Source organism: Candidatus Clostridium eludens (assembly GCF_045310515.1).
GTDB lineage: Bacteria > Bacillota > Clostridia > Clostridiales > Clostridiaceae > Clostridium_B > Clostridium_B eludens.
In genome coordinates, this window is record NZ_JBJHZX010000011.1 from 57,050 (window position 1) to 81,434 (window position 24,385).

At 30.7% G+C, this 24,385-nt stretch carries 24 protein-coding genes, 1 pseudogene and 2 riboswitches; of the genes and pseudogenes, 21 read left to right on the forward strand and 4 right to left on the reverse strand.

All coding sequences use genetic code 11. The features are described from left to right. Window positions 1–142 precede the first annotated feature (142 nt). The 10 genes and pseudogenes from ACJDU8_RS09020 to murI all read left to right on the forward strand — a co-directional run bounded on the left by ACJDU8_RS09020 (window position 143) and on the right by murI (window position 7,676). Window positions 143–859 carry a stage II sporulation protein P gene (locus ACJDU8_RS09020; protein ID WP_406791820.1) on the forward strand — a complete coding sequence of 239 codons (717 nt, stop codon included), beginning with the start codon at window positions 143–145 and terminating at the stop codon, window positions 857–859. Window positions 860–1,315: 456 nt separating this feature from the next. Next, on the forward strand, window positions 1,316–2,107 hold the full coding sequence (locus ACJDU8_RS09025) for an alpha/beta hydrolase (protein WP_406791821.1): 792 nt from the start codon (window positions 1,316–1,318) through the stop codon (window positions 2,105–2,107). A gap of 80 nt (window positions 2,108–2,187) precedes the next feature. Continuing rightward, window positions 2,188–2,545 (forward strand): annotated as a pseudogene (locus ACJDU8_RS09030) (undecaprenyl diphosphate synthase family protein). A 59-nt stretch (window positions 2,546–2,604) separates the two neighbouring features. Continuing rightward, window positions 2,605–3,234: a class I SAM-dependent methyltransferase gene (locus ACJDU8_RS09035; RefSeq protein ID WP_406791822.1), complete on the forward strand. Its 630-nt coding sequence runs from the start codon at window positions 2,605–2,607 to the stop codon at window positions 3,232–3,234. Between the two features lie 257 nt (window positions 3,235–3,491). Then, entirely contained in the window at window positions 3,492–3,857 is a 366-nt protein-coding gene (locus ACJDU8_RS09040; protein ID WP_406791823.1) for a hypothetical protein, read from the forward strand. A gap of 117 nt (window positions 3,858–3,974) precedes the next feature. After that, the gene (locus ACJDU8_RS09045) at window positions 3,975–4,526 is read left to right on the forward strand and encodes a sugar O-acetyltransferase (RefSeq protein WP_406791824.1); all 552 of its coding nucleotides are present in this window, start codon (window positions 3,975–3,977) and stop codon (window positions 4,524–4,526) included. A 336-nt stretch (window positions 4,527–4,862) separates the two neighbouring features. After that, window positions 4,863–5,624, forward strand: a complete 762-nt coding sequence (locus ACJDU8_RS09050) for a peptidase MA family metallohydrolase (RefSeq protein ID WP_406791825.1) — start codon at window positions 4,863–4,865, stop codon at window positions 5,622–5,624. A gap of 184 nt (window positions 5,625–5,808) precedes the next feature. Beyond that, the gene (locus ACJDU8_RS09055; RefSeq protein ID WP_406791826.1) at window positions 5,809–6,117 is read left to right on the forward strand and encodes a UPF0175 family protein; all 309 of its coding nucleotides are present in this window, start codon (window positions 5,809–5,811) and stop codon (window positions 6,115–6,117) included. Beyond that, window positions 6,110–6,358: a PIN domain-containing protein gene (locus ACJDU8_RS09060; protein ID WP_406791827.1), complete on the forward strand. Its 249-nt coding sequence runs from the start codon at window positions 6,110–6,112 to the stop codon at window positions 6,356–6,358. The genes ACJDU8_RS09055 and ACJDU8_RS09060 overlap by 8 nt, the downstream gene beginning before the upstream one ends. Before the next feature lie 535 nt (window positions 6,359–6,893). Beyond that, the gene (gene murI, locus ACJDU8_RS09065) at window positions 6,894–7,676 is read left to right on the forward strand and encodes a glutamate racemase (protein WP_406791828.1); all 783 of its coding nucleotides are present in this window, start codon (window positions 6,894–6,896) and stop codon (window positions 7,674–7,676) included. 486 nt (window positions 7,677–8,162) lie between these two features. Here the strand turns inward: murI and ACJDU8_RS09070 are convergent, their stop codons facing one another. Continuing rightward, complete coding sequence (locus ACJDU8_RS09070; RefSeq protein WP_406791829.1) at window positions 8,163–8,360, reverse strand: hypothetical protein; 198 nt, start codon at window positions 8,358–8,360, stop codon at window positions 8,163–8,165. Window positions 8,361–8,866: 506 nt separating this feature from the next. Here ACJDU8_RS09070 and ACJDU8_RS09075 point away from each other — a divergent pair. Genes ACJDU8_RS09075 through ACJDU8_RS09095 form a run of 5 tightly spaced genes read left to right on the forward strand, consistent with a single transcriptional unit; the run spans window position 8,867 to window position 13,881 of the window. Further along, complete coding sequence (locus tag ACJDU8_RS09075) at window positions 8,867–9,790, forward strand: carbohydrate ABC transporter permease (protein ID WP_406791830.1); 924 nt, start codon at window positions 8,867–8,869, stop codon at window positions 9,788–9,790. Between the two features lie 31 nt (window positions 9,791–9,821). Continuing rightward, complete coding sequence (locus ACJDU8_RS09080; RefSeq protein WP_406791831.1) at window positions 9,822–10,643, forward strand: carbohydrate ABC transporter permease; 822 nt, start codon at window positions 9,822–9,824, stop codon at window positions 10,641–10,643. A gap of 35 nt (window positions 10,644–10,678) precedes the next feature. Continuing rightward, a complete protein-coding gene (locus ACJDU8_RS09085) occupies window positions 10,679–12,016 on the forward strand; it encodes an ABC transporter substrate-binding protein (RefSeq protein ID WP_406791832.1) in 1,338 nt (445 codons plus the stop codon). Window positions 12,017–12,032: 16 nt separating this feature from the next. Continuing rightward, on the forward strand, window positions 12,033–12,740 hold the full coding sequence (locus tag ACJDU8_RS09090; protein ID WP_406791833.1) for a glycerophosphodiester phosphodiesterase: 708 nt from the start codon (window positions 12,033–12,035) through the stop codon (window positions 12,738–12,740). Window positions 12,741–12,774: 34 nt separating this feature from the next. Beyond that, the gene (locus tag ACJDU8_RS09095; protein WP_406791874.1) at window positions 12,775–13,881 is read left to right on the forward strand and encodes an ABC transporter ATP-binding protein; all 1,107 of its coding nucleotides are present in this window, start codon (window positions 12,775–12,777) and stop codon (window positions 13,879–13,881) included. A gap of 415 nt (window positions 13,882–14,296) precedes the next feature. Here ACJDU8_RS09095 and ACJDU8_RS09100 read toward each other — a convergent pair whose 3' ends face one another. Next, complete coding sequence (locus tag ACJDU8_RS09100) at window positions 14,297–14,911, reverse strand: manganese efflux pump (RefSeq protein WP_406791834.1); 615 nt, start codon at window positions 14,909–14,911, stop codon at window positions 14,297–14,299. Between the two features lie 289 nt (window positions 14,912–15,200). Continuing rightward, window positions 15,201–15,369, forward strand: a riboswitch (M-box (ykoK) riboswitch). Window positions 15,370–15,615: 246 nt separating this feature from the next. Here ACJDU8_RS09100 and ACJDU8_RS09105 point away from each other — a divergent pair. From ACJDU8_RS09105 to ACJDU8_RS09120, 4 genes are all read left to right on the forward strand, one after another. Beyond that, window positions 15,616–16,842, forward strand: coding sequence for a magnesium transporter (locus ACJDU8_RS09105; protein WP_406791835.1), 1,227 nt, complete (start codon window positions 15,616–15,618; stop codon window positions 16,840–16,842). Between the two features lie 14 nt (window positions 16,843–16,856). Then, window positions 16,857–18,110, forward strand: coding sequence for an Nramp family divalent metal transporter (locus ACJDU8_RS09110; protein ID WP_406791836.1), 1,254 nt, complete (start codon window positions 16,857–16,859; stop codon window positions 18,108–18,110). A 154-nt stretch (window positions 18,111–18,264) separates the two neighbouring features. Next, complete coding sequence (locus tag ACJDU8_RS09115; protein WP_406791837.1) at window positions 18,265–18,525, forward strand: recombinase; 261 nt, start codon at window positions 18,265–18,267, stop codon at window positions 18,523–18,525. Between the two features lie 35 nt (window positions 18,526–18,560). Further along, a riboswitch (NiCo riboswitch) is annotated at window positions 18,561–18,657 on the forward strand. Window positions 18,658–18,709: 52 nt separating this feature from the next. Then, window positions 18,710–19,588, forward strand: coding sequence for a cation diffusion facilitator family transporter (locus ACJDU8_RS09120; RefSeq protein WP_406791838.1), 879 nt, complete (start codon window positions 18,710–18,712; stop codon window positions 19,586–19,588). A gap of 469 nt (window positions 19,589–20,057) precedes the next feature. Here the strand turns inward: ACJDU8_RS09120 and ACJDU8_RS09125 are convergent, their stop codons facing one another. Further along, on the reverse strand, window positions 20,058–20,936 hold the full coding sequence (locus ACJDU8_RS09125; RefSeq protein WP_406791839.1) for a LysR family transcriptional regulator: 879 nt from the start codon (window positions 20,934–20,936) through the stop codon (window positions 20,058–20,060). Window positions 20,937–21,031: 95 nt separating this feature from the next. Between ACJDU8_RS09125 and ACJDU8_RS09130 the strand changes: the two genes are divergently transcribed. Together ACJDU8_RS09130 and ACJDU8_RS09135 are read left to right on the forward strand one after the other, a co-directional pair. Beyond that, window positions 21,032–22,504 carry an MFS transporter gene (locus tag ACJDU8_RS09130; protein WP_406791840.1) on the forward strand — a complete coding sequence of 491 codons (1,473 nt, stop codon included), beginning with the start codon at window positions 21,032–21,034 and terminating at the stop codon, window positions 22,502–22,504. Between the two features lie 322 nt (window positions 22,505–22,826). Beyond that, a complete protein-coding gene (locus tag ACJDU8_RS09135) occupies window positions 22,827–23,576 on the forward strand; it encodes a pyrroline-5-carboxylate reductase family protein (protein WP_406791841.1) in 750 nt (249 codons plus the stop codon). Between the two features lie 123 nt (window positions 23,577–23,699). Here ACJDU8_RS09135 and ACJDU8_RS09140 read toward each other — a convergent pair whose 3' ends face one another. Next, on the reverse strand, window positions 23,700–24,248 hold the full coding sequence (locus ACJDU8_RS09140; protein ID WP_406791842.1) for a helix-turn-helix domain-containing protein: 549 nt from the start codon (window positions 24,246–24,248) through the stop codon (window positions 23,700–23,702). Window positions 24,249–24,385 lie beyond the last annotated feature (137 nt).

Genomic DNA, 24,385 nt, shown 5'->3' on the forward strand with positions numbered 1-24,385 from the left:
ATTGCTGTTAGTTAACAACATGGTAATGTCACCACCTAATGTAGTATATTGATATATAGACTTAATATGTTTCTGTAATTATATGAATAACCATACAAAGTATGGAAAATAATATAATTATAAGAAAGAGGTGTATATAGAAATGAAAAATATTTATAAAAGTGCTGTAGTAGTGGTGGCGTTCCTTACTTTAACTGCTGGAGGATATACATATTCAAAGTATCACAATAAGTTAACTGTTAATAAAGCAGTAACCAGTAATACAGTACCAACCAATACAAAAACTTCATCAAATAGTTATACTGAAAATTCTATAGTTCCATTTTCATCAGATATTGTAATCTACAATTCCCATCCAGATGAAACTTATCTATCTGGTAAGAATATAACTGATGTTGGTGCTTTAATTAATGATGAACTTGCTAAAGTAGGATTAAACAGTAGCTTTATAAAAGTTACAGCACCTAAAGAATATACAAAATCATATGAAAATACACGTAATATAATAACAAAGAATGTAAAGAACTATGCTAGCACAACTCTCTTAGATGTATCTCGAGATGAAAGTAATAATGCTACAACAGATACAAAAAAAATAAGGTTAATACTTACTCAGGCCAGTCCAAGATATGAAGCAAATAAGAAATTCGCTAACCAATTGTTAGAACAGCTAAAAAAGGCTAATGGTGTTACGGCAGAAATAATTGAATTTAAGACAGATACATTGTCATATTTCAATGAGGATTTGTCTAATAATACTATCCTTATTGAGATTGGAAATGATAAGTCTAGTGACAGTGACATTCAACAAAGTGTAAATGTATTAGCTGCATCATTAAAGAACATACAAAATAAATAGTTTCTGTGAAAACATAAGCACACAATATCAATTGTTATTCAAAATTAACAAATTAATACTGTGTGTTTGTATTTTTGCACAGTTTTTTTCTTAGAATCTTTTAACCAATTAGAGGTTTTGAAGCAAAATATTTGTAATTTTAGACTTGTGTGATATATAATTAAACAAGTGAACAATTGTAAGTTATGATGAAGTGAGGGCTTACCTCATCTTGTGGAGGAATAGTAAGCCTATTTTATGTGTTTATATACTTAAATATTGAGTCTGTATACCATGCATGTCAAAAAGCGAATTAGGTAATGAGGCAGCCTATGACCTATTCAAGAAGTATTGATTGAGCCTAATGACCATGATGTTGTAGGATGTACAGTTAAAAATTTCAAGTGAGGTGGTATAAGGTTAGAAGAAATGCTTTCATCCCGTTTTGTGACTTTGGCGAAAGGAATGATTATAAAAATGAATAAATCAAAAGTAGAAAAAGTAAATTTTTATAGCGATATACTTGGTAAAGAGATGTTAATGCTGGTATATTTACCTGAATGCTATAATAGTTCAACTCCTATGCCTGTATTATACTTTCTACATGGGAGAAGTGGGAATGAAAATATAATGTTTGAAATGGATATAAACACCAAAGCTGATGGAATGATAAAAGATGAGGAAATTAAACCTATGATAATTGCATGTCCAAGAATTGAAAACAGCCGAGGATTGAATTCATCCTTAATCTGTAAAGAGGTGTCTGAACTTGGAGATAATAATAGAATCATAAATGTAGGAATGTATGAAGATTACTTTATAAAAGAGATAATACCTTTAACAGATAAAACTTTTAATACTATAAAAGATAGGAAAGGAAGATATATAGGAGGAGCATCTGCTGGTGGTTATGCAGCTCTTCACAATGCATTTCGGCATCAGAATATGTTTTTAAAGGTAGGAGGGCATATGCCTGCCTTAGAACTTCAACTTGAAGATGAAGACAAACCATATTTCAAAAATATGGGTATATGGCAAAAATATGATCCAATACATATTGCAGGAAACAATAATATTTCTTCTGATATTGATGTATATCTTGATGCTGGAGATAAGGATGAAGGGAGATTTTATGAAGGATGTTCAATTTTACATAAAATATTGAAAGAAAAAGGTATAAGTTCTGAAAATCATATATTCCCTGGTAATCACAGTGCTGAATATATACAGTCAAATATTGAAAAATATCTAAAATTTTATGGAGATTAATATATTGTGAACAGGCCTTGTGTAATTTATACAGATAAAACTAATAATTAATAACTATTAAAAAAAGAAAGTCAGAAAAGGTGAGTAATCCGGCTAAGGATTTATTAGATGATAACAGAGTTAAGATACCAAAGCATATTGCTATAATTTGTGATGGAAATGGTAGATGGGCTAAAAAGAAAGGCTTGCCTCGAACTTTTGGACATAAAGCTGGTACAAAGCCAATTGAAAATATTACTAGAGACTGTTTTCAATTTTACCTCAGGATTACCTGATGTTGATTTAATTACTAGAACGAGTGGAGAAATGAGGATAAGTAATTTCTTATTATGGCAGTCTGCAAAAGCTAAGTTATGGTTTACAAATGACTTTTGGCCAGATTTTAGATACGATCATTTGAAAAACGCAATTAAACACTATAATGAAATAGACTTGTAAATTTCTTAAACTTATGTATTTAATGTATACTTAAAATAAAATATAAAGGAGATAGAGGTGTGACAGAATTCTGGGAATCAAGTTTTATAGAAAATCAAATGATGTGGGGATTTGAACCTTCAGACTCAGCAATCTTGACAAAGGACTTTTTCCTTGAAAAGAAAGTTAAGGATATATTGATACCTGGTATTGGATATGGTAGAAACGCAAGAGTTTTTATTGACAATGGAATAAATGTAACAGGTATTGAGATTTCAAAAACAGCCATTGATTTGGCAAGGCAAAATGGGCTTAATATTAGTATTTTTCATGGTTCAGTAAATGACATGCCTTTTGATAACAAACTTTATGATGGTATATTTTGTTATGCACTTATTCACTTATTGAATAATCGAGAGAGAGAGAAGTTCATTAAAGATTGCTATAATCAGCTAAAGCCAAACGGATATATGATTTTTACGGCTATTTCAAAAGAAGCTCCAATGTTTGGAAAGGGCAAACAACTGAGTAAAGACTATTTCGAGATAATGGAAGGATTAAAAATGTTTTTTTATGATTCTGACTCGATAAAACAAGAATTTGGAAAATATGGACTGATAGAATCTTGGAAAATTGCTGAGCCACATAAGAATATGGAAAATAAACCTCCATTTAAATTTATAATGGTAAAATGTGAAAAGGAACTATAATTACATAATTAAAAAAAGTTGAGGATTAACAATGAGCAAATGAAAATTATGGTTTTAAGTAGAGACGGAACAGCTATTAAATAGTATTTACATAAGAAGTAAAGATACGCAAAGGATGTCGCCAACATTTCCGACAAAACCCATGCTAAGGAATGAAATTTATTAATATTTTATAATTCACCCCGGTTAAGCTATAGTGAGGCATTATATACAATGGTATAAATAACTTAATAAATATGAATTTGAGGTGAGCTGCTATGGACAAATATACAAGAGAAGAATTGTTAGAAGCCCTACCAATTGTATCTTCAACTATCAGTAAATGTGAAAAAATACAGCTAAAATTTGCGGAGGGTACCTCTCAACACACACTCCTTAAGAACAGGATAAAAGCAATGTATATTTCAAAATCATTGATAACAGATGAAAATGTTATGGACAAATATACAAAAGAAGAATTGATAGAAGCACTACGCCCCGTATCTTCAATTATCAGCAAATGTGAAAAAGCACAGCTAAAATTTGCGGAGGGTACCTCTCATCACACACGCTTTAAGAACATAATAAAAGCGATGTATATTTCAAAGTTATTAATAACAAATGGAATTAGTAAAAGAGGTTAATTTCCAGAACAATACTTGTGTTACAAGTGTAATTTATTATGTCTTAATTTATGTTTTTGGGTAAAGATAATATTACCATTGAACTGGAGAATTAAGCTGAAGATAGGAGAAGAGATTATGAAAAGTGAAAAGGAAAAAATGTTAGCAAGTGTTTATTATAACGCTGGTGATGAAGAATTGAGCAAAGAAAGAGAATACGCAAGAAACTTAACTTTTGAGTTTAATCATACAAGACCAAGTGAAAAAGATAAAAGAAAGAAAATTATAAAGCAATTGATAAATGCTAAAGGCTCTTTTTATGTTGAAGCACCCTTTAATTGTGATTATGGCTATAACATTGAAGTGGGTGAAAACTTTTATGCTAATTATAGTTGCATAATACTCGACGTGAATAAGGTCAAAATTGGAGATAATGTACTTTTAGCACCAAATGTTCAAATCTATACCGCTACTCACCCTATTAACCCTACTGAAAGACTCAATGGTAAAGAGTCCGGTAAGCCGATTGCTATAGGAAATAATGTTTGGATTGGTGGCGGAGCAATAATATGTCCAGGAGTAAAAATTGGAGATAACGTAACAATAGGAGCAGGTAGTGTCGTGACTGAAGACATACCTGATAATGTGATTGCAGCTGGAAATCCATGCAAGATTATTAAAAATATTTAATGCTGCGGAATATAATTATATGTATTAACAGCATATAGCTTGCTCCTAGGAGTAAGTAAAGATTTATTAGAAAGTGATAATACAGGTGATTACGAATGTGCAATAGAAGGTTATCTAAATCTTATTTTTATTTATAATTCATATGGGATTGCTATTACTTATTTTATTGGTTGTCTCTAAAGATAATGAAATAAATAATTTAAAATCCAAATGTCTGGTGATTATAATAGGGTTACTTATGTTTATTATTAACTATATAGTGTCGTTTTCTTTTTATAAAGTGTCACAAGTGTAAATTGTTTCGTACAAATAACATCTTAAAAGGGGAAAAATAAAATGATAGGAAAAATAAAAAAAGAATGTTCAAATCATGTAAAGTTTAATGATATGTATATAGAGAAAGATTATAAACTAAACTTAAGAAAAGAAACTGAACATTTTATAATTCATTATACTGAATTTGATAAGACATGTATAGATAAAATTTCGGATGTTCTTGAAAATAGTTATAATAGGATTACTAATAACCTCAATCAACAACTCCAAAAAAAATTGATTATAGAGGTTCATCCAGATCGTAATCAACTTCATATCGCTTTAGGATTTCCAAATGCACCTGACTGGATAAGAGGAGGACTTGGAATAGGTAAGATTGTAATAGCATCACCTTTAAATCCACCACCAGGTTCAGAATTCTATAATGTGTTAAATACAGCCGTTCACGAATTTGTACATATCATAGTAAATAAAATAAATGAGGACACACCAAGATGGTTAAATGAAGGAATTGCATGTTATGAAGCAAAAGACAATAGTGAAAACTGGATAGTAAAAACTGTTGGGAATGGATTAGTAAATAATATTCTTCCTACATTTAAAGATTTAGATACTGGGGTGGATTTTGAAACGTTTTTCAAACGTAATGGGTATCAATACTCATATACTATAGTAGAATCAATAATCAAATTATTTGGATATGATAAGTTGCGTAAATTAATAAAAACGCCAAATAGTTTTGTAGAGATTTTTGGCATAACCGAAGATGAACTTCAAAATCAATGGATTGATTATATAAAAGTGAACTACTTGTTAAATTAGACAATTATAATTTCTAAGATGATTGGAGCTGATTTTTCCACCCAGGTTTCATATCGTTTTGCATAATAGTTATCAGTACCTTTATATTGTTCTCTAAGCTCTTTTTCAATTTTATAAAGTTACTATTATGGATACAATAAAGTATAATTAGTTATATTAAAAATTAATTTATGGAGGAAAAAATATGGCTTTAAGAGAATCTAATATAGATATTCATATATCTTCTGACTTAGTACCATTGCTTGACGATTTAGCACATAGAAACAGTGTAAATGATAATGTAAGAATATCCATAGCTATTAGCTTATTTGTAGCAAAGACAGTTTCTCTTGCTAGAGCAGCAGAAATTGCAGAGTTATCTTTAAATGATTTTATATATAAGTTAAAAATAAAGAAAATTCCTTGGGGTGAATATTCAGAGGAAGATGTTGTTCAAGATGATATTGCAGTGAAAGATTTGCTCAGGGAATTAGGAGAAGGAAAGAATGGCTAAGGTAGTTTGTAATGCAAGTCCAATGATAGGACTAAGTATTATTGGTATTGGTAAGGTAGACTTGTTGTGGAAGATATTTGATGAAGTCTTTATTCCAGAAGAAGTTTATAATGAAGTAGTAAGTAATAATAAATATAGTAACTATGGAGAACATGAAATTAAAGAAGCTTTAAATAATGGAAATATAAAATTATACAAGGTTAAACATAAAAATTTCTACAAAAGAATAAAACTGTATTAGCTGCAAATAAAATTGCTCGTAAGTCTGGTTTTGAAATAGGAACTCTATGTTTTAAAGTTGGAGCTTCTGAATTACATAGCGATTGCAAAGCAAATGAAGTGCTGTCTACTAAAAAGGGTCAAGGCGTAAAGTCAGCAGAAGGAAAAATTAGATACTGGCTTCCTGTGAAAGATTGCGATAACGTTTATGTTCATATTACATTAGACCCTAATACTATTGAGTAAGAGTAAAATAGTTATGGATATACTTATAGGTCTAGTGGGAGCATCGTTGTTATGTACTGCAAAGTAAGTTACACAATTTAGAAATTTGTATTAGATATCTTATTAAATCTAGACACTACATATTTAATGTTTAATTAAGCTACCTGTTAAAAAATAAAACTAGAGCGTTTTTCACTCTAGTTGCTGAACAAAATCAATAACTTACGTCACAAGTATTATACTATGCGAAACAATAATCTACATATTATTAATGGAATAAGACTTACACATGTTAAAATGACATATAGATTTTAGTAATTGGAGGGATAGAAATGCGAATAGGTTTTTTTGACTCTGGCATTGGAGGCATTACTGTATTACATGATACATTAAAAATGTTACCTAATGAAGATTATATATATTATGCAGATACATTAAACGTTCCATATGGGCCAAAACCCAAAGATAAAGTTAAAAAGTATATTTTTAATGCTGTAGAGTTTATTATCCAACAGGGAGTTGAGGCAATAGTTATTGCTTGCAATACTGCTACAAGCGTAGCAATCAAAGAGTTAAGGGCTAAATACAGTATTCCAATCATTGGTATGGAGCCTGCCATAAAACCTGCTATTGAAGAAAACAAAAATATAAATAAACGAGTTCTGGTAACTGCTACAGCCTTGACTGTGAAGGAAGAAAAACTGCAAAATCTTATCGCCAAATTAGATAATGAACATCTCGTCGACTTGTTACCTCTTCCAGGATTAGTCCAATTTTCGGAAAGACTTGAGTTTAATGAAGAAATAGTAGTACCTTATCTTAAAGAACAGTTATTTAAATATGATTTAAGTAATTATGAAACTATTGTTTTAGGGTGTACCCATTTTTCTTATTATAAGGACATGTTTAGAAAATTACTTCCATCACATGTAAATATAATCGATGGAAACATTGGTACTGCAAAAAATCTAAAAAGAATTTTGAAAGAAATGAATTCCTTAAATGAAGGTAATGGTAGTATTACTTTCTATAATTCAGGATTCAAGATTGAGGATAAAGCTGAATTAGATAAATATAACAGACTATTCAAAAGGCTGGATACCATCAATGAATAAAATTAATTTTGGAAATTCTAATATTAAGAAGCAATATTCTTAGAAGTATTAAAGGAATATTAGATTATTGTATAACTGCTTTGGAATAATGGTAACCTACTAAAAAGAATTACTATTGAGGTGATAAATTTGAGAAAATCACTTTTTGCTTTATTTTTAGTGTTATTAATAATTTTTAATATTCCGTTAAATATTAAGGCTTCTTCATATAATTATGCTAAATTTGGATTAAAAGAACATTATATTACATATGTATAAACATAAAAAAATAAGAGTCACCCCCACAATAGAAAGTGACTTTTATTCTGCAATTGAAGCTGCCAATAAAAATTTTTGCTACATTTTTAAATATCTGAAAGAGTATCTTTGGCAATACATTTCTGTAAATCCTTGAAATTATTATGATAATATCCCATAGTAATTTCCAGTGAACTATCTCCAGCCGTTGACTTTACATCTAACGGATTACTTCTGTTTTTGATTAAGTTAGTTATTTATTACTTTTAATAGCTTCTTTATATCTGAATTGGTTAAGGGTTGCTTTTCATTCTTTACTTCTCTTACCTTTTTAACTCGTTCATTAATACGCTCTTTAACATATCCTTCCTGTTCCAAGAACTGCAAATATACCTTTAAATACCTAATACGAATATTAACAGTATTTGGACTTACCTTCTCCAACATGTAGGAAATGTAGCCTCTAATCAAAGTTATGTCATATCGAATTTGCTTATCCGAATAGACTTCATTTATGTAATTATTTAGATACAGGAAACTTCTGTCATAATCGTACATACTGAGTGGTGAAAGGTTTTGAGAGCGTTTGTAGATGAGAAATTCATTCTGTTTGTTCATGAAATCTTGAATTGTGAAATAGGTTTTTCTTAATCCTTTTACTTCTGTTTCAACCCCTATCGGAGTTACTTTTTCTGTTAATTGTAGTTCTTTTATGAGTTGCTAATCGTTTTAAATGTTATATTTCAATTTATGATATTGGAATATAATGTATATTTTAAAAATTATGGATACTATGCAAATTTGAGTACGGACAAATCTATATCATTACACTATATTACTAATGTGTTATTTAAAAGAATAATATGTAAATTTTTCTTAACTCGTTCATAAATTCACATTAATATTAAAGTAGTACTATAAGTCTATAGGAAAAAATTAGTGGAGGTATTTAAATGGAAAAAACAGTAGAGCAGATAAACTTGGCTCAGGGTAAGGCTGTCAATAAGAGAGATAAGAAAAAAATCGTAAGTGCTTTGGAACCATATTTCTATATCATTCCATGTATGGTGATATTTTTAGCATTTACTTATCTCCCATTTTTTAAAACTATATATTTAAGCTTATTTAATACAAATGCCCAAGGAGAAATAAGTTCTTTTGCTGGATTGTCTAATTATATTGATTTATTTAAGTCACCGTCTTTTATTAATAGTATAATTGTTACTTTTAAATATGTGATTGTGACCGCAGTGCCTTCCATATTGATAGGGTTAATGCTTGCACTTATTTGTAATAACAAATTAAAATTTAAAGGACTATTTAGTATAATGTATGCTATGCCTATGGCAGTATCTTCTGCATCGGCAGCTATAATATGGATGCTTTTATTTAATCCCAGTATAGGCTTTATAAATTTCTTATTAAAGAGGAATATAGGGTGGCTTACAAGTCCATTTTGGGGATTTATCTCAGTGTCCATAGTTGGTATATGGCTTAATAGTTGCATAAATTTTATATTTATAACTTCAGGACTTAAAAATATTCCCAAGGAATTAGTGGAAAGTGCATATATAGATGGAGCAAATTATTTTCAGGTGTTGAAAAGTGTGATACTGCCCTGCCTCTCACCTACGCTTTTTTTTGTTTTAATTATCAATATTATAAATGGATTTGAAACGTTTGGACAGATAAATATAATGACATTGGGTGGACCTGCTGAAGCCACTAATGTACTTGTGTACTCTATTTATAGAGATGCATTTTTTAATAATAGATTTGGTGCGGCCAGTGCGGAATCAATAATTTTATTCTTATTAATGTTTGTAATAACATTAATGCAATTCAGTTATGAGAATAGAAAGGTGTTTTATAAATAGAGATACTAAAATATAGGAAAGGAATGTATAGATGAAAAAAAATATAAATAAAATGGTTCTTTACATAGTGAATATAGTATTTGGATTAATAACAATAGCACCTATTTTATATGCTTTAGCTATTAGTCTTATGCCTCCTGATCAAATATTTTCATATCCACCTAGGCTAATACCTAAAAAGCTGTATTTTCAAAATTATAGAGATGCACTGAATACGGCACCTATAATAAAATTCATAGTAAATAGTTTTATTGTATCTATGGGAGTAACCATAGGTCAGATAGTAACATCTTGCTTATCAGCTTTCTCGTTTTCCTTTTTTAATTTTAAAGGAAAGAGAATACTCTTTATAGCTATGATTGCAACTATGATGATTCCTGCTGAATCAATTATGATATCAAATTATTTGACTGTGGGTTATTTTGGGTGGCTGGACAGTTATAAAGCGCTTATTATTCCATATTTAAGTGCTACCATGGGAATATTTATGATGAGACAGTATTATCTCACACTTCCTAAAGAGCTCTATGAAGCTGCAAAAATAGATGGATGTAATAGTTTTAAGTTTTTTACTAGGATAGTATTCCCTATGTCAAGACCTGTAATAGGATCACTTGGTGTGTATACTTTTTTAGTTACATGGAATCAGTACTTATGGCCGCTTCTTGTGACAAGTAAGGATAGTGCCAGAACCGTTCAGATAGGTATAAGTATGCTGCAGTTTTCGGAAAATCAATCTTTTGGATTAATAATGGCTGGTATTGTAATGGTAATAATGCCTTCTATTATAATATTTATATTTGGACAAAAGCAGCTCGTAGAAGGAATGACCTCTGGTGCAGTAAAAGGTTAAGCTTATGTGCTAATTACTTTGAGAGGAGAAAAATAATGAAAAAGAAATTTATAAGTTTATTAATGGCTTCCTTAATGATAGGAGGTATCTTAACTGGTTGCGGTAACAGTGGAAATGCTAGTAAGCCTGTGGAGATTACATTCTGGCATTCCATGTCCGGTAAAAATGGTCAAGCACTTACAAAGATGGTAAATGATTTTAATAACTCCCATAAAGACATTAAAGTAAATGCACAATATCAAGGAAAATACGATGATGGTATAAATAAATTAAAAAGTGCAGAAAGAACCAAAAATGGCCCTGATGTTATGCAGGTATATGACATAGGTACTAGATTTATGATAGATAGCGGGTGGGTTAAACCAATTCAGGATTTTATAGATGATGAGAAATATGATACATCAAACTTAGAACCTAATATAGCAGGATATTATACAGTTAATGATAAATTATACTCAATGCCATTTAACTCATCGACTCCTATAATGTACTATAATAAAGATTCTTTTAAAGCGGCAGGATTAAATCCGGATAGTCCGCCAAGGACGTTTTCAGAACTGGAACAGGATATGGTCAAGCTAACTAAAAAAGATAATTCCGGGAAAGTCACTCAATATGGATATTCAATGGCTATATATGGTTGGTTTTTTGAACAATTTATAGTCAAGCAGGGACAATATTATGCAAATAATGGAAATGGAAGAAAGGCAGCTCCAACAGCTGTAGAATTCGATAAAAATGGCTCAGGATTAAAAATACTAAATGAATGGCAGGAACTAGTCAAGTCTGGTAATGCAGGTAATTTTGGAAGAAATGAAGATGATACGGAAAATGCATTTATAGCAGGTAAAACGGCAATATATATTGAATCAACAGCAGATTTATCTGCCGTGCTAAGTGGAGTCGGCGGAAGGTTCCAGATTGGAACTGCATTTTTGCCATCATTTGATGGAGTACAGGATGGTGGTGTTTCGATAGGAGGAGCTTCATTATGGGCAATGAATAGTAATGATAAAGAAAAGGAAAAAGCAACCTGGGAATTCATAAAATACATGGTATCACCAGATGAACAGGCTTACTGGGCTACACAAACAGGATATTTTCCTGTGACTAAAAAAGCCTATGATGTTCAATTGATGAAGGATAATTTAAAGCAGAAGCCTCAATTCCAGACTGCAATAGATCAGCTTCATGCATCACCAGCTGTAGCTAAAGGAGCACTTATGTCAGTATTTCCTGAAGCAAGGCAGACTGTTGAAACAAATATAGAGCAGATGCTTCAAGACAAACAGACTCCAGAGGAATGTGTTAAAAACGCAGCAAGTAGTATAAATACAGCCATACAAAAATATAATAAAGAAAACAAAAAGTAAAGAGGGAACTTTAGGTATGATTAAAACTTTAAATATTGCACATAGAGGCTTCAGTGGATGTTTTCCTGAAAATACTATGATGGCCTTTGAAAAAGCAGTAGAAGCAGGTGCAGATGGGATAGAAACAGATCTTCATATGACTAAAGATGGCGTTATAGCCATTTGTCATGATGAAACTGTAGATAGAACCACAGATGGAACTGGATTTATAAAAGATCATACTTATGCTGAAATAAGAAAATTTAATGCTGGAAAGGGAGAAAAAATTCCAAGTATAGATGAAGTTTTAAATTATATAAAAGACAAAAATTTACTTTTAAACTTAGAACTTAAGAATGATATTATTGAGTACAATAACTTAGAAAAGAATACAGTAGATAAAATATATGAATACAAACTAGAAAAAAATGTAATAATATCTTCTTTCAATTACTCTTCTATACAAAAAGTGAAGCAGTATGATAGTAATATAAGCACAGGGTTATTGTATGATTACCATATTTACAAACCCTGGAAATATGCAAAAAAAATCGGAACTAACGCGCTTCATCCATTTTTTTTACTGGTTATGAATAAAAAAATAGTTAGTGATATTAAAAAGAACAACATACGTATAAACACATATACAGTAAATGAAGAAAGATATATGAAAAGACTTATAAATTTAGGGGTGGATGGTATCATAACCAACTATCCAAATGTGCTTCAAAGGTTGATTCATTAGAGAATGATATTTAATAGGAAGGAATATGATAGAAATGGCGGATCTATCCTTAAGACATATATATAAAATATATTTAGGCGATGTTGAAGCAATTAAGGATTTTAACTTAGAAATAAAGGACAAAGAATTTATAGTGTTTGTAGGTCCTTCTGGCTGCGGAAAATCTACTGTCCTTAGAATGATTGCAGGTCTTGAAGAAGTAACCAAGGGAGAGATTTACATAGGAGGTAACCTTGTAAACGAGGTAACACCTAAAGATAGAGATATTGCTATGGTCTTTCAAAACTATGCATTATATCCACATATGACTGTATATGAAAATATGGCCTTTGGACTTAAAATTAGAAAGATATCAAAATATGAAATAGATAAAAAAGTTAAAGAAGCAGCAGAAATATTGGATATATCCCATTTGTTGAGTAGAAAACCTAAAGAATTATCTGGTGGCCAAAGACAAAGAGTTGCTATGGGAAGAGCTATAGTAAGAAATTCAAAGGTGTTTTTAATGGATGAACCACTGTCAAATTTAGATGCTAAATTAAGAGTTAGGATGAGAACGGAAATATTTAAACTTTACAAAAAATTGCAGACTACGTTTATATATGTTACCCACGATCAAATAGAAGCAATGACACTTGGTACAAGAATTGTTGTAATGAAAGATGGTGTTATCCAGCAAGTTGCTACTCCACAGGAAATATATAATCATCCCGTAAATATATTTGTAGCTGGATTCATTGGAAGCCCACAAATGAATTTTATACATGCTAGGTTGAGATACATAAATGGAAGACTTAAAGCTTTATTTGAAGGTGAAGAGATAATTCTAGGGGATATTATGTCTGAATTTCTAGACCAACGAGGTTATGCAGATAAAGAAGTAATAGTGGGAATAAGGCCTGAGAATATAAGCCTTATGGAAGAGGATACCAATAGTCAAAATTGTGGAATAGAATTTAATATAGATTTAACAGAACTTATGGGAGCGGAGAGCTATGTATATTTATCTAAAAATAAAATTAATGTAATAGCCAGAATAAATGGTATAGTAAATGTTAAGTCAGGTGATAAGCTAAAATTAGCTCTAGAGTCTAATAAAATTCATATTTTTGATAATGAAACACAACTAGCAATTTTATAGTGGGGATGTAGTAAGCGAAGTATTAATCCTTTCGGGTTTTATACTGGCAACATGTTCAGTAATCACACCCTAATTTTATTACAATAGATTAATGACCTCAGCAAATAAGTTGAATGGAAATTTTTACATTGCAGCAGTATTAAATAAGTCATGGAGAAATACACTTGGGTAATTTATTGCAATAACACAATTTTCTAAGTTTTAGCTCTTTGATAAAGTATCACTATACCAGGAGATTAGAATAGTATATAAAGACCACGTTGAAGTAATATATTCTACGTGGCTTTTGACTTTTGAAGAAAAGTAATCCACAATGCTATACTAATAGTTTAGCTTAACAAAGTCTTATTGGTAATCATCACTAAAATTATTCATGTTGATTACCAATATTTCGATTCTTGTAAATGCAAAAATGCTAATTTAAAAATTCTATAATACCAAGTATTATTAGCAATATACCTGAAAATAATGGTGCATATTTACCGAAAAGTTTACCTAATACATGATTACCTATAGCTTGACCGAATATAATTGTAAGGATACTTAATATAAATGTAGATACGACTGTAAATTGAATACTAACTCCTGTTATACTTGCAGCTACTCCAGTTCCTAAGTTGTTGAAGGTTAATCCGAATGCTACAAGGATGGATTCTTTCATGCTTATGTCACCAGAGTTATCTGAATCTGATTTTTCAGCATATTCAATCATATCATGAATATTTTTCAAGGCAAGTTCCTTTGACTTGGTATTGTTTATAAGCTTTAATATGCTCTGAATTACAAAATATACTCCCAAGATAACAATAGCTACGGCACCTAAACCATTAGCTATATAGTGAGGCAAAAATTTTGATATATACGCCCCAATTGACATAGATAAAAAAGTTCCGGTAGATGTTACAACTGCTATTATAAGATTTGCAATTATACTCACATTTATTCTCTTTATTCCGTAAGCTATTCCTACAACTATATTATCCAGGTTAGAGGATAAGCTAAACAATAATGCAGATAAAAGCAATGCCATATGTGTTCTCTCTCTTTTTATTAGTTACATTATAATATATGGATTGTAAATTTATATGGTGATTAAGAATTTATAAAGGTCTTTTTAAATTATGCTAATAGAATTTTTATTACATCGTATTTTCCTTATTAAGTTGTATAATTAAAATATTCTTTATTAATAAAAATGTAAATTGTTATCAATTGATAATAATAACTACATATATATTATCAAAAAAAGTGTTTACAATAGAGAATTCAAAGCATATAATAAACGTGAAGTTATTATCAAATGAAAGTAAAGAAGGTAATAAAATAATTGTTAGGTGAGGCTCCTATGTATAGGATATAGGCTACTGCCCAAAAACATCGAGAGATGCCAATGGGTCAACAGGTACTACCGAATTAAGGTTTTACTTAATGTAGCTGGGGTTAACTCAAAGCCACATAGTGCTAAAGCTCAACGAAGAAATAATAATTTGTTGTTTTGACGAGCTTTTAAAGGCTCTTTTTTATTGTATAAATTACCTTCATATATTTGTGTAATAATACATATAAAAATAATTTTAAATTATAGGTCCAAGGGAGTGATGAATTCAATGGAAGATGGCTCGCATTATAAATATGGCCATATAAAAATTAGAAATTTGTTGCTGAAAAATATAATAAGGGTGTACTTGCATTAAACTTTGCATTGTTCACCCTGCAGGAAAAGGAGTGTGTTCAATGCGATTTAGAAGTGCTTATCTAAGTAGAATATTAGGTAATAAAATTTATACGGCTAATAAAGAAGTTATAGGAACTTTGAAGGATTTAGCTGTTGATATAAATTTTCAAAATCCCAAAATTACGATTGCTGTTATCAAGGCAAAAGAAGGGATAAAATTTATTGATTTTAATAATATTGATGTTTCTAAAGAAAAAGGACAATATGTTTTGACATGTAATAAAATTGAAAGTAAAGATTTAGGTAACTATATGCTATTGAAAAAGTTTGTCTTGGATAAACAAATTATTGATGTTAATGGCAGAAAAGTAGTTAGGGCTAATGATATTAGATTAGTTATATTACCTTATGGTATGTTTGCTGTAGCAGTAGATATCGGTATTGATGGATTATTGAGAAGGATTGGAATTGCTAAACCATTAAAGAGATTGGGATTTAAAGTATCTAGTAAGCTTATGATGTGGGATGATATTCAGACAGCTTTTACATCAAAAGACATTTTACTTTCGAAAACTTATAATAAATTATCTACACTTCACCCTTCAGATCTTGCGGATATAATTGAAGATTTTGATGTAAATACGGGGGTAATCATTTTCTCAAGTTTAGATAATGCAAAAGCTGCAGATGTATTAGAAGAATTAGAAGAAGACGTGCAGGTGAGATTGCTCAGAAAACTACCTACAGATAAGGCAGCTGATATCCTAGAAGAAATGCCAGCTGATGAAGCAGCTGATGTATTAGATGGACTAAATGAAAATAAAGCAGAAGAATTGCTTAGCAATATGGAAAAAGAAGCTTCAGATGAAATAAGAGAACTTATGGAATATGAGGAATATCTGGCTGGAAGCCTTATGAATACTGATTTTATATCATGTCCAGCTGACTATACAGTAGCTGATGTAATAAATGACATCCGTGAATCAGTAAATGAAATTGATCAAATTTATTATGTTTATGTTGTAAGTGACACTCATAAACTTATTGGAGTAGTATCTTTAAGAGATTTAATTATTTCTGACCCTGATAAAAGATTAGGAAATATTATGGCTAAAGAACTTATATATATGAAGGATACAGATGAAACAACCGGTTTAGTTAAAGCTATATCAAAATATAATTTATTTGCCATACCTATAGTTGATGAACAAATGCACCTAAGAGGAACCGTAAATATAAATGATGTTGTTCATGAATTTACCAAGAATAACAAAAGATACAGATAATTGGGGGTGAGAATATGAATGCAAAAAGAAAAACATGGATAGGAAATTTATTAATATTTTTAAGTATTTTAGGTCCTGGAATTATAACAGGTAGTGTTGATAATGATGCAGGTGGTATTACAACATATTCTGTAGCTGGTGCAACTTATGGTTATAAATTACTTTGGTCATTAATTCCATGTTTCATAGTTCTTCTTGTGGTACAGGAAATGAATGCTAGAATGGGCATAGTTACAGGAAAAGGTTTGGCAGACTTAATTAGAGAAAATTTTGGTGTTAAGGTAACTTTCTTTATATTCATTGGGTTAATTATTGCAGATATAGGAAATACAGCTACTGAGTTTGCAGGTGTTGCAGGTAGTATGCAAGTTTTTGGAATAAGCAAATATATATCGGTGCCACTAGCAGCTATTGCCGTATGGATTTTAGTTGTAAAGGGTACTTATAAGACCACGGAAAAAATATTCTTGATTTTTAGCATATTTTTGTTATCATACATTGGTTCAGCAATTCTTGCTAAACCAGATTGGCATGAAATAGGTAGTGCTTTGGTTCATCCTACTATTGAAACTAACTTTGATTATATAGGTATGGTTATTGGTATGGTAGGAACTACTATTGCACCTTGGATGCAGTTTTATATGCAATCAGCAGTTATTGAAAAAGGGCTAAAAATTGAAGACTTTAAATATGAATTCTGGGATGTAGTTGTTGGTAGTATTATTACAGTAGTTGTTGCTTTCTTCATAATTGTAGCTTGCGGAGCAACACTTCATAAAAGTGGAATTCAAATAAATGAGGCTAAAGATGCCGCAGTAGCATTAAAACCACTTGCTGGGGCCTTTGCTTCTCAAATTTTTGCTTTTGGATTGTTTATAGCTTCTATTTTTTCAGCTACAATACTTCCGTTAGCTACAGCATTTTATATTTGTGAAGCTTTTGGTTTTGAAGCTGGGATAGATAAAACATTAAAAGGAGCACCAGAGTTTTTTACGTTATTTACTATAATAATTGTTATTGGAATTGGCATCATATTGATTCCGGGAGCACCTTTGATTCAGATAACATTGTGGTCACAGATTATAAATGGTGTGTTATTGCCAGTAGTTTTAATTTGTATGATGCTTATGGTAAATAATAAGGAAATTATGGGTGAGTACGTAAATAGTAGAGTTAAAAATATAGTTGGATGGGTAACTATTGTAGTGTTAATTATACTAACAGCTGTTTTAACTTTTGAGCCTATTGTAACTGTCTTTAAAAAATAAAAACTAATACAAAAAAGATCACTTTTAAAGTGTTCTTTTTTCATATAATATAACCTAGTTTATTCCTATTAAAATTAACATAATTTCTGTTGCAATATTAGTTTTTTTTCTAAACATCTAAATTAGTTTGGACAGTTATTTAGATAAAATATGAATGATTTACATAAAAGGTAAGAAGAATTGTTATAATAATCATATAAATGATAGAGTTTTGTATATGGTGCTTGTTGAAGTGTTTAATGCCATGGTGGAAAATAAGTATTATTTTATAGAGAAGTGGAAGGAAGGATTACAGGGTGGGAATGTCTTAATTAGATATAAGGTAAAACAGTCTATAAGAATTATTGATAAGGCAAAGTCAATAAAGAATTTTATGCGGATTTATTTTTGGGGAATACAAGAAAAATGTAGATGAAGAAATGATTGACAAAAATATATCTGTAATATAACATGTTTTTATTAGAGCAAGCAATACATTTGAAATATCAAATGTGTAGGGCTGGGCCTTTACTGGCAACAGGTAGTAATTTAGATCTGTGGGACTATGACTTTTTGGCCATAGTTTCACAGTTTTTTAATTTTAGAGGAGGAATTCATTTATGATTACTTCTGATAGAAGAGTTAAAATTGCTTTTTTATCAATTTTATCAAACACAACACTTATAATTTTTAAAATTATAGCAGGTATTTTAAGTGGATCAGTAAGTATTATTTCTGAAGCAATACATTCAGGAATGGATCTGATAGCATCACTGGTTGCATTTTTGTCAGTCAGACATTCTGTAAAGCCTGCTGATAGGAAGCATCCTTACGGTCATGGGAAAATAGAGAATATTTCTGGCATAGTGGAAGGACTTTTGATTTTTGTCGCTGCTGCAATGATTATTATTGAAGCTTTTAAGAAGATATTTCAGCCTGTTGAAATCGCACAATCAACTATTGCAATTGGGGTTATGATTGTTTCAGCACTTATGAATTTTGCTGTGTCAACAAAATTATACAAAGTTTCACAAGAAGAGGATTCGATGGCTCTTGAGGCAGATGCTCTTCACTTGAAAACTGATATCTACACATCTCTGGGAGTAGGCATTGGAATTCTTCTTATCAAGCTTACAGGACTTCTTATACTCGATTCAATTGTTGCAATACTTGTAGCATTGCTGATAATCAAGGAAGCATGGCAGCTTTCCCAAAATGCCTTTAACTACCTTATTGATGCAAGATTATCTGATGAAGAAGAAGCCGAGATAGAAAAAGTCATAAGACAACACAGGTATCAATTTATAGATTATCATAAGCTCAAAACAAGAAAGTCAGGCAATATGAAGCATATTGACTTTCATATTACCGTTGACCCTCATCTTACAGTCAAAGAAACGCATGATGTTATTGGAAACCTGAAGAAGGATATGAACAAAAAATTTAAAAATACCCGGGTAAATATTCATATAGATCCGTATAAAAAAGAAAAGAGTTAGAAATTTAAGATATCATTTAACTATTCAGCTATTATATATTGATTTTTTACAAATGGTAAATACGATATATTGTGCTGTCAATAACTGATTAGTGCATTTTATGCAATATTTAAAGCCAAGTGTATCTATATATTTTAGTACAGCAGAAAAACTTACTGAATTTTTTCAGTACGCTTATAATTGTGGTTTTGATTGGTGGAGGCGAGCCGAATGAAGTTTCATACACACTTTCTCGTAGTGAAATTAATAATAAACAAAAACTTGATAGATTAATGACCTCAACAAATAAGTTGAATGGAAATTTCTGTATTCCAGTAATATTAAATAAGTCATGGAAAAATATACTTCTGAAAAAACCTTAGTGGGCATCACAGAAAGCACGGTTAAAAAAAGGCATTATTACGTTACAAAGTAGAGATAAAAAAGTAATAGTAAATTTCAAAGAAAAACCACATAATGTCTGGATGCATTAAAATGATCCAAGTGATTGATTAAAGGAAAGCATTGATAAAAATTTTTGTACCGGGTGATTATTAGTCCTATAGATAAAATAACTGTTTATTTGAGGTGCATCAAAATCAATTAAGGGTATGTAAATCAGGGAATTACTTTCTATATGGGATTCAACGATGCTTCTGGGCAAAAAACTATAACCAATACCGTCAAGTAAATACTGTATGAGTTTTGTGCTGTTATCAATCTCAAATAGAAATTGATAATAAGGAGGAAATAATGTACGTATAAATTGTCCTGTTTCTTGTAATACAAGATCACACATGAGATAATCTATTTTTAACAAATCATTTTTATAGATGCCATTTACAAAGGAATTATTTTTAGGACTGGTAACGAGGAGCAGCTTATCTGAAACAAAAGGAATACATTGATATCCAGGCTTTTTAAAAAATATGTAGGAAAAAACTATATCCAGTAGTTGGTCTTCTAATATTTGCAGTAGGTCCTGAGAATGATCAAGTATTACTTTGACTGATGTGTCGTGACTAGAGAGTAGAAAAGAATAGATAATAGGATATAAATGACATTCATAAATAGTATTGGCACTTCCAATTCGAAGCGTGTTTTTATAAAAATCTGCTTCAGTCATTTCTTGTATGGCGTTTTTCTCTAATTCCAGAATTCTTTTTGCATATTTTTTGAATAGAATACCTTCGGAAGTCAGCTTTACATGTTTTTTATCTCGGATGAATAATTTCTTACCTATTTCTTTTTCTAATTCAGCAATGCGGTTTGTGACAGTTGATTGTGCTACAAATAATTTTTCGGCTGTAAGTGAAAAATTTCTTAACTTTGAGAGTATAAGAAAAGTCTTTAGGTTCTGTGTGTTCATTTTAAAACTCCTTTTATTATTCGATAAACGAATTAATAGTATTTATAAAATTTATTTAACAAATACTAACATACGTATTATAATAAGTCAAGATAGTGCCGGGGAAACAGAGTGAAAGGAGATGTGTTGAAATGAATGAAACTCATGAAAACAAATATAAAAAGTGGATGATCTTTGCAGTGACTGGCATGGCCAATTTAGTTGTATCATTTTCTATAAACAGTTTGAACCTTGCACTTCCAACATTGGCAAAAGAATTTGGGGTGAGTGAGAACAACGTCAGCTGGCTGGCACTAGTATACTCACTGATACCATGCTGTACTCTGCTGATCTTGGGGCGCACGGCAGAACTTTATGGGTACAAACGACAGTTTAAAACTGGCTTTTTATTTTTTGGAGTAGTGTGTATTGCAGCACCATTATTGTCGGTAAATTTAGGAGTATTGATTTTTTTTAGATGTTTACAGGGAGTTGGGTATAGTATTATGGTTTCTATTACACAGGCAATTGTTAGTCGGACCTTTGGTTCAAGGGAACACGGTAAGGCTCTCGGTATGAATTCTGTATTTATTTCCATAGGGTTGGCTGCAGGGCCTACAATTGGCGGATTTTTGTTAACTCATTTCTCATGGCATGCTATTTTCTATTTCAATGTACCATTCTGTATTTTTGGCTTTGTTTCAACCTGCTTTGTTATGTCAGATGACAGCACGGGGACTTCTGAAGGTAAAAGTATGGACTGGCTTGGTGCGGGTTTATTTGCAATATCAGTAGGTGCCTTTTCAGTAGGACTTAATTTTAGCAATAACTGGGGATGGAAATCAGTTTATTTTTTAGGATGTATGCTTTTAAGCATGTTAGGATTGAATGCATTCATTATGCGTGAAAAACATATAGAATCACCGTTGATGTCTTTGAAGTTGTTTGAAAACAAAACATTCTCTATGGCAAATGTGGTTTGTATGCTTTCATATCTAGTACAACAATTAATTACCTACTTGGTGCCATTCTATTTAATAAATATACTATCATTACAATCGGATAAATCAGGATTAATCATGTTGTCATCACCAATTGCTATGATGGTAATGTCTCCGGTTGGAGGGAGCATGACTGATAAACGTGGAACACGTTTACCATCGGGTGTTGGATTGATTTTCATTTGTGCCAGCTGTCTGATTATGAGTTCATTAAAAGAATCCTCCAATTATGCTATGGTGATTCTTACATTGATTGCTATGGGAATTGGAAATGGATTAAGTGTTTCTTCCATCAATACAGCTATTTTAAATTCAGCTCCTAGGAAACATGCTGGTGTTGCTTCCGGAATGCTAGCAACTATGCGTAATTTTGGACAGACACTGGGAGTTGCATCTAGTAGTGTTATCTTAACATCTCGTCAGTTAGTTTATAATAAAAACACACATCTGGGTGTGAAGGATATTTACCTCCTTGCACAGAGAGATACTTATTATTTTGGAATTCTTATTTTAGTAGTGGCACTTGTCCTTGTGTTTTTACTTCCTCATTCTGTAACAGATAAAAGGTTAGATGAAGGATATTTCTAATATATATAATGAATTGATTTTTAGAATAACAATTACGTCGAAACATCCATCAGGCCAAGTATTCTTTTGTTAGAGTTACACTGCCACTATGTTCAGCAATTATATACTCATTTTATTATAACAGGGTAAAAAACCGACTGATTTAATAAAGTATTATTATGCAAGAAGACTAAATATTAATACCAATTAAGGCATTTATAGTGTTATTATAGTAACAAGTGAAAGTTGTTATAGGTACTAGCGATAAGTCAAGGGTGTTTAATAGTATCTGAATATAGAACAAGACGCAGTTGTAAATATTGTTTATAGAATGGAGAAGAATATGAAAATTGGTATTATTGGTTTTGGACATTTAGGAAAAGCATTAACAAAGGGGTTGATATATAAAAAAATAGTTTCTAAAGATGAAATATTCATATTAGCAAAATCTGCAAAAACAAAAGATATAGCTCAAAAAGAATTTGGGGTACAGGCTTGCAGTGATATTAATGATATAATCGAAAAAGCTAATATTATATTTTGGGTATTAAAAGGAAATGTATTTGTTGAATTAAGTAATGATATCCAACAGGATATTACTCATAAAATTCATGTAAGTTTTATGGCTGGTATGCCTATTACGTCAATTCGGCAAAAACTTGGAGATGTATTTATAATAAGGGCGATGCCTAATATAGCTATTGACAGAGCTGATGGTGTCATAGGTTATACAAAAACAAATAGCACATTTGTCAAAAAAATATTTAGTGAATTAGGATATGCTTTTGAAATTGAGGAAAAAGATATAGAAAAAGTTACTGCATTTTCTGCTTGTGGTTTAGGCTTTGCCGCCTATATATTGAATGCCTTTCAAAAAGTTGGGCAAGCCTTTGAATTTAGTTCAGAAGTAAGTGAGAAAATAGTAGCCAAAACTTTTAATAATGCTATAGACATGTCAGATTATGAAGGAACAGTAAATGCGGTTGCAACAAAAGGAGGAGCAACTGAACAGGGTATAATATGCTTTACAGAAAATAATTTGAATAGAATTGTCAGTGAGGCAATGAATAAAGCATATGATAAGATGCGATAGGTGCTAATGAGTTGTTTTGGAACCTTCTCATATTGTTGATTAATTGTGAGCCTACGGTATTTAAACAATAGTAATTTAAGGCGTCACATTTTAAGTAACGATATCTTAAAATGTGACGCCTTCTTAGATATTGTAAGAATCTATTATTAGATAGTAATGACATTCTGTATCTCCTATATTTTTAAACTGATGTCTATTATTACCTTGAAAAAAGATAGAATCTCCAGTTTCTAATTTAAATTCTTGATCTCCGATAAGCGCTGTTAACTTTCCTTTACTTACAGTTATATATTCCTTTACACCCTTATGGTGAGGAGGAAAGATATGTGATTCAGCGCCATGAGGGATTACATTTTTAACAAATTCAATTCCTGTTGTTTTAAGCTGTGGAGAAAGTAAAATTCTTTGAAAGCCTGTTAACTCATCGTGGTAAATTATTCTATCTTCCTTTTTTATAATAACAATATCTTGATTCTTAGGTTCATCAAGTAATGCAGATAAAGTTGTACCAAGAGCTTCAGCAATTTGAGCAGCTACTTGTAAAGTTGGATTTTTTTCTTCACGTTCAATTTTTGATATCATTGACTTACTTACTCCACTTAAATCAGCTAATTCTTGCAGTGAAATCTTTTTTTCTTGTCTCATTCTTTTAACTTTTTCAGAAAAATTCATGGCTTTTACCCCCTTTTAATTCGTATACTATAGTATACGAAATTTCTTGAATGCTTATTTAAATTATGTTATAATGCAATCACATACTATAGTATAAAATGTGTATACCCATATGACAATATTAATAAAATAGAAAA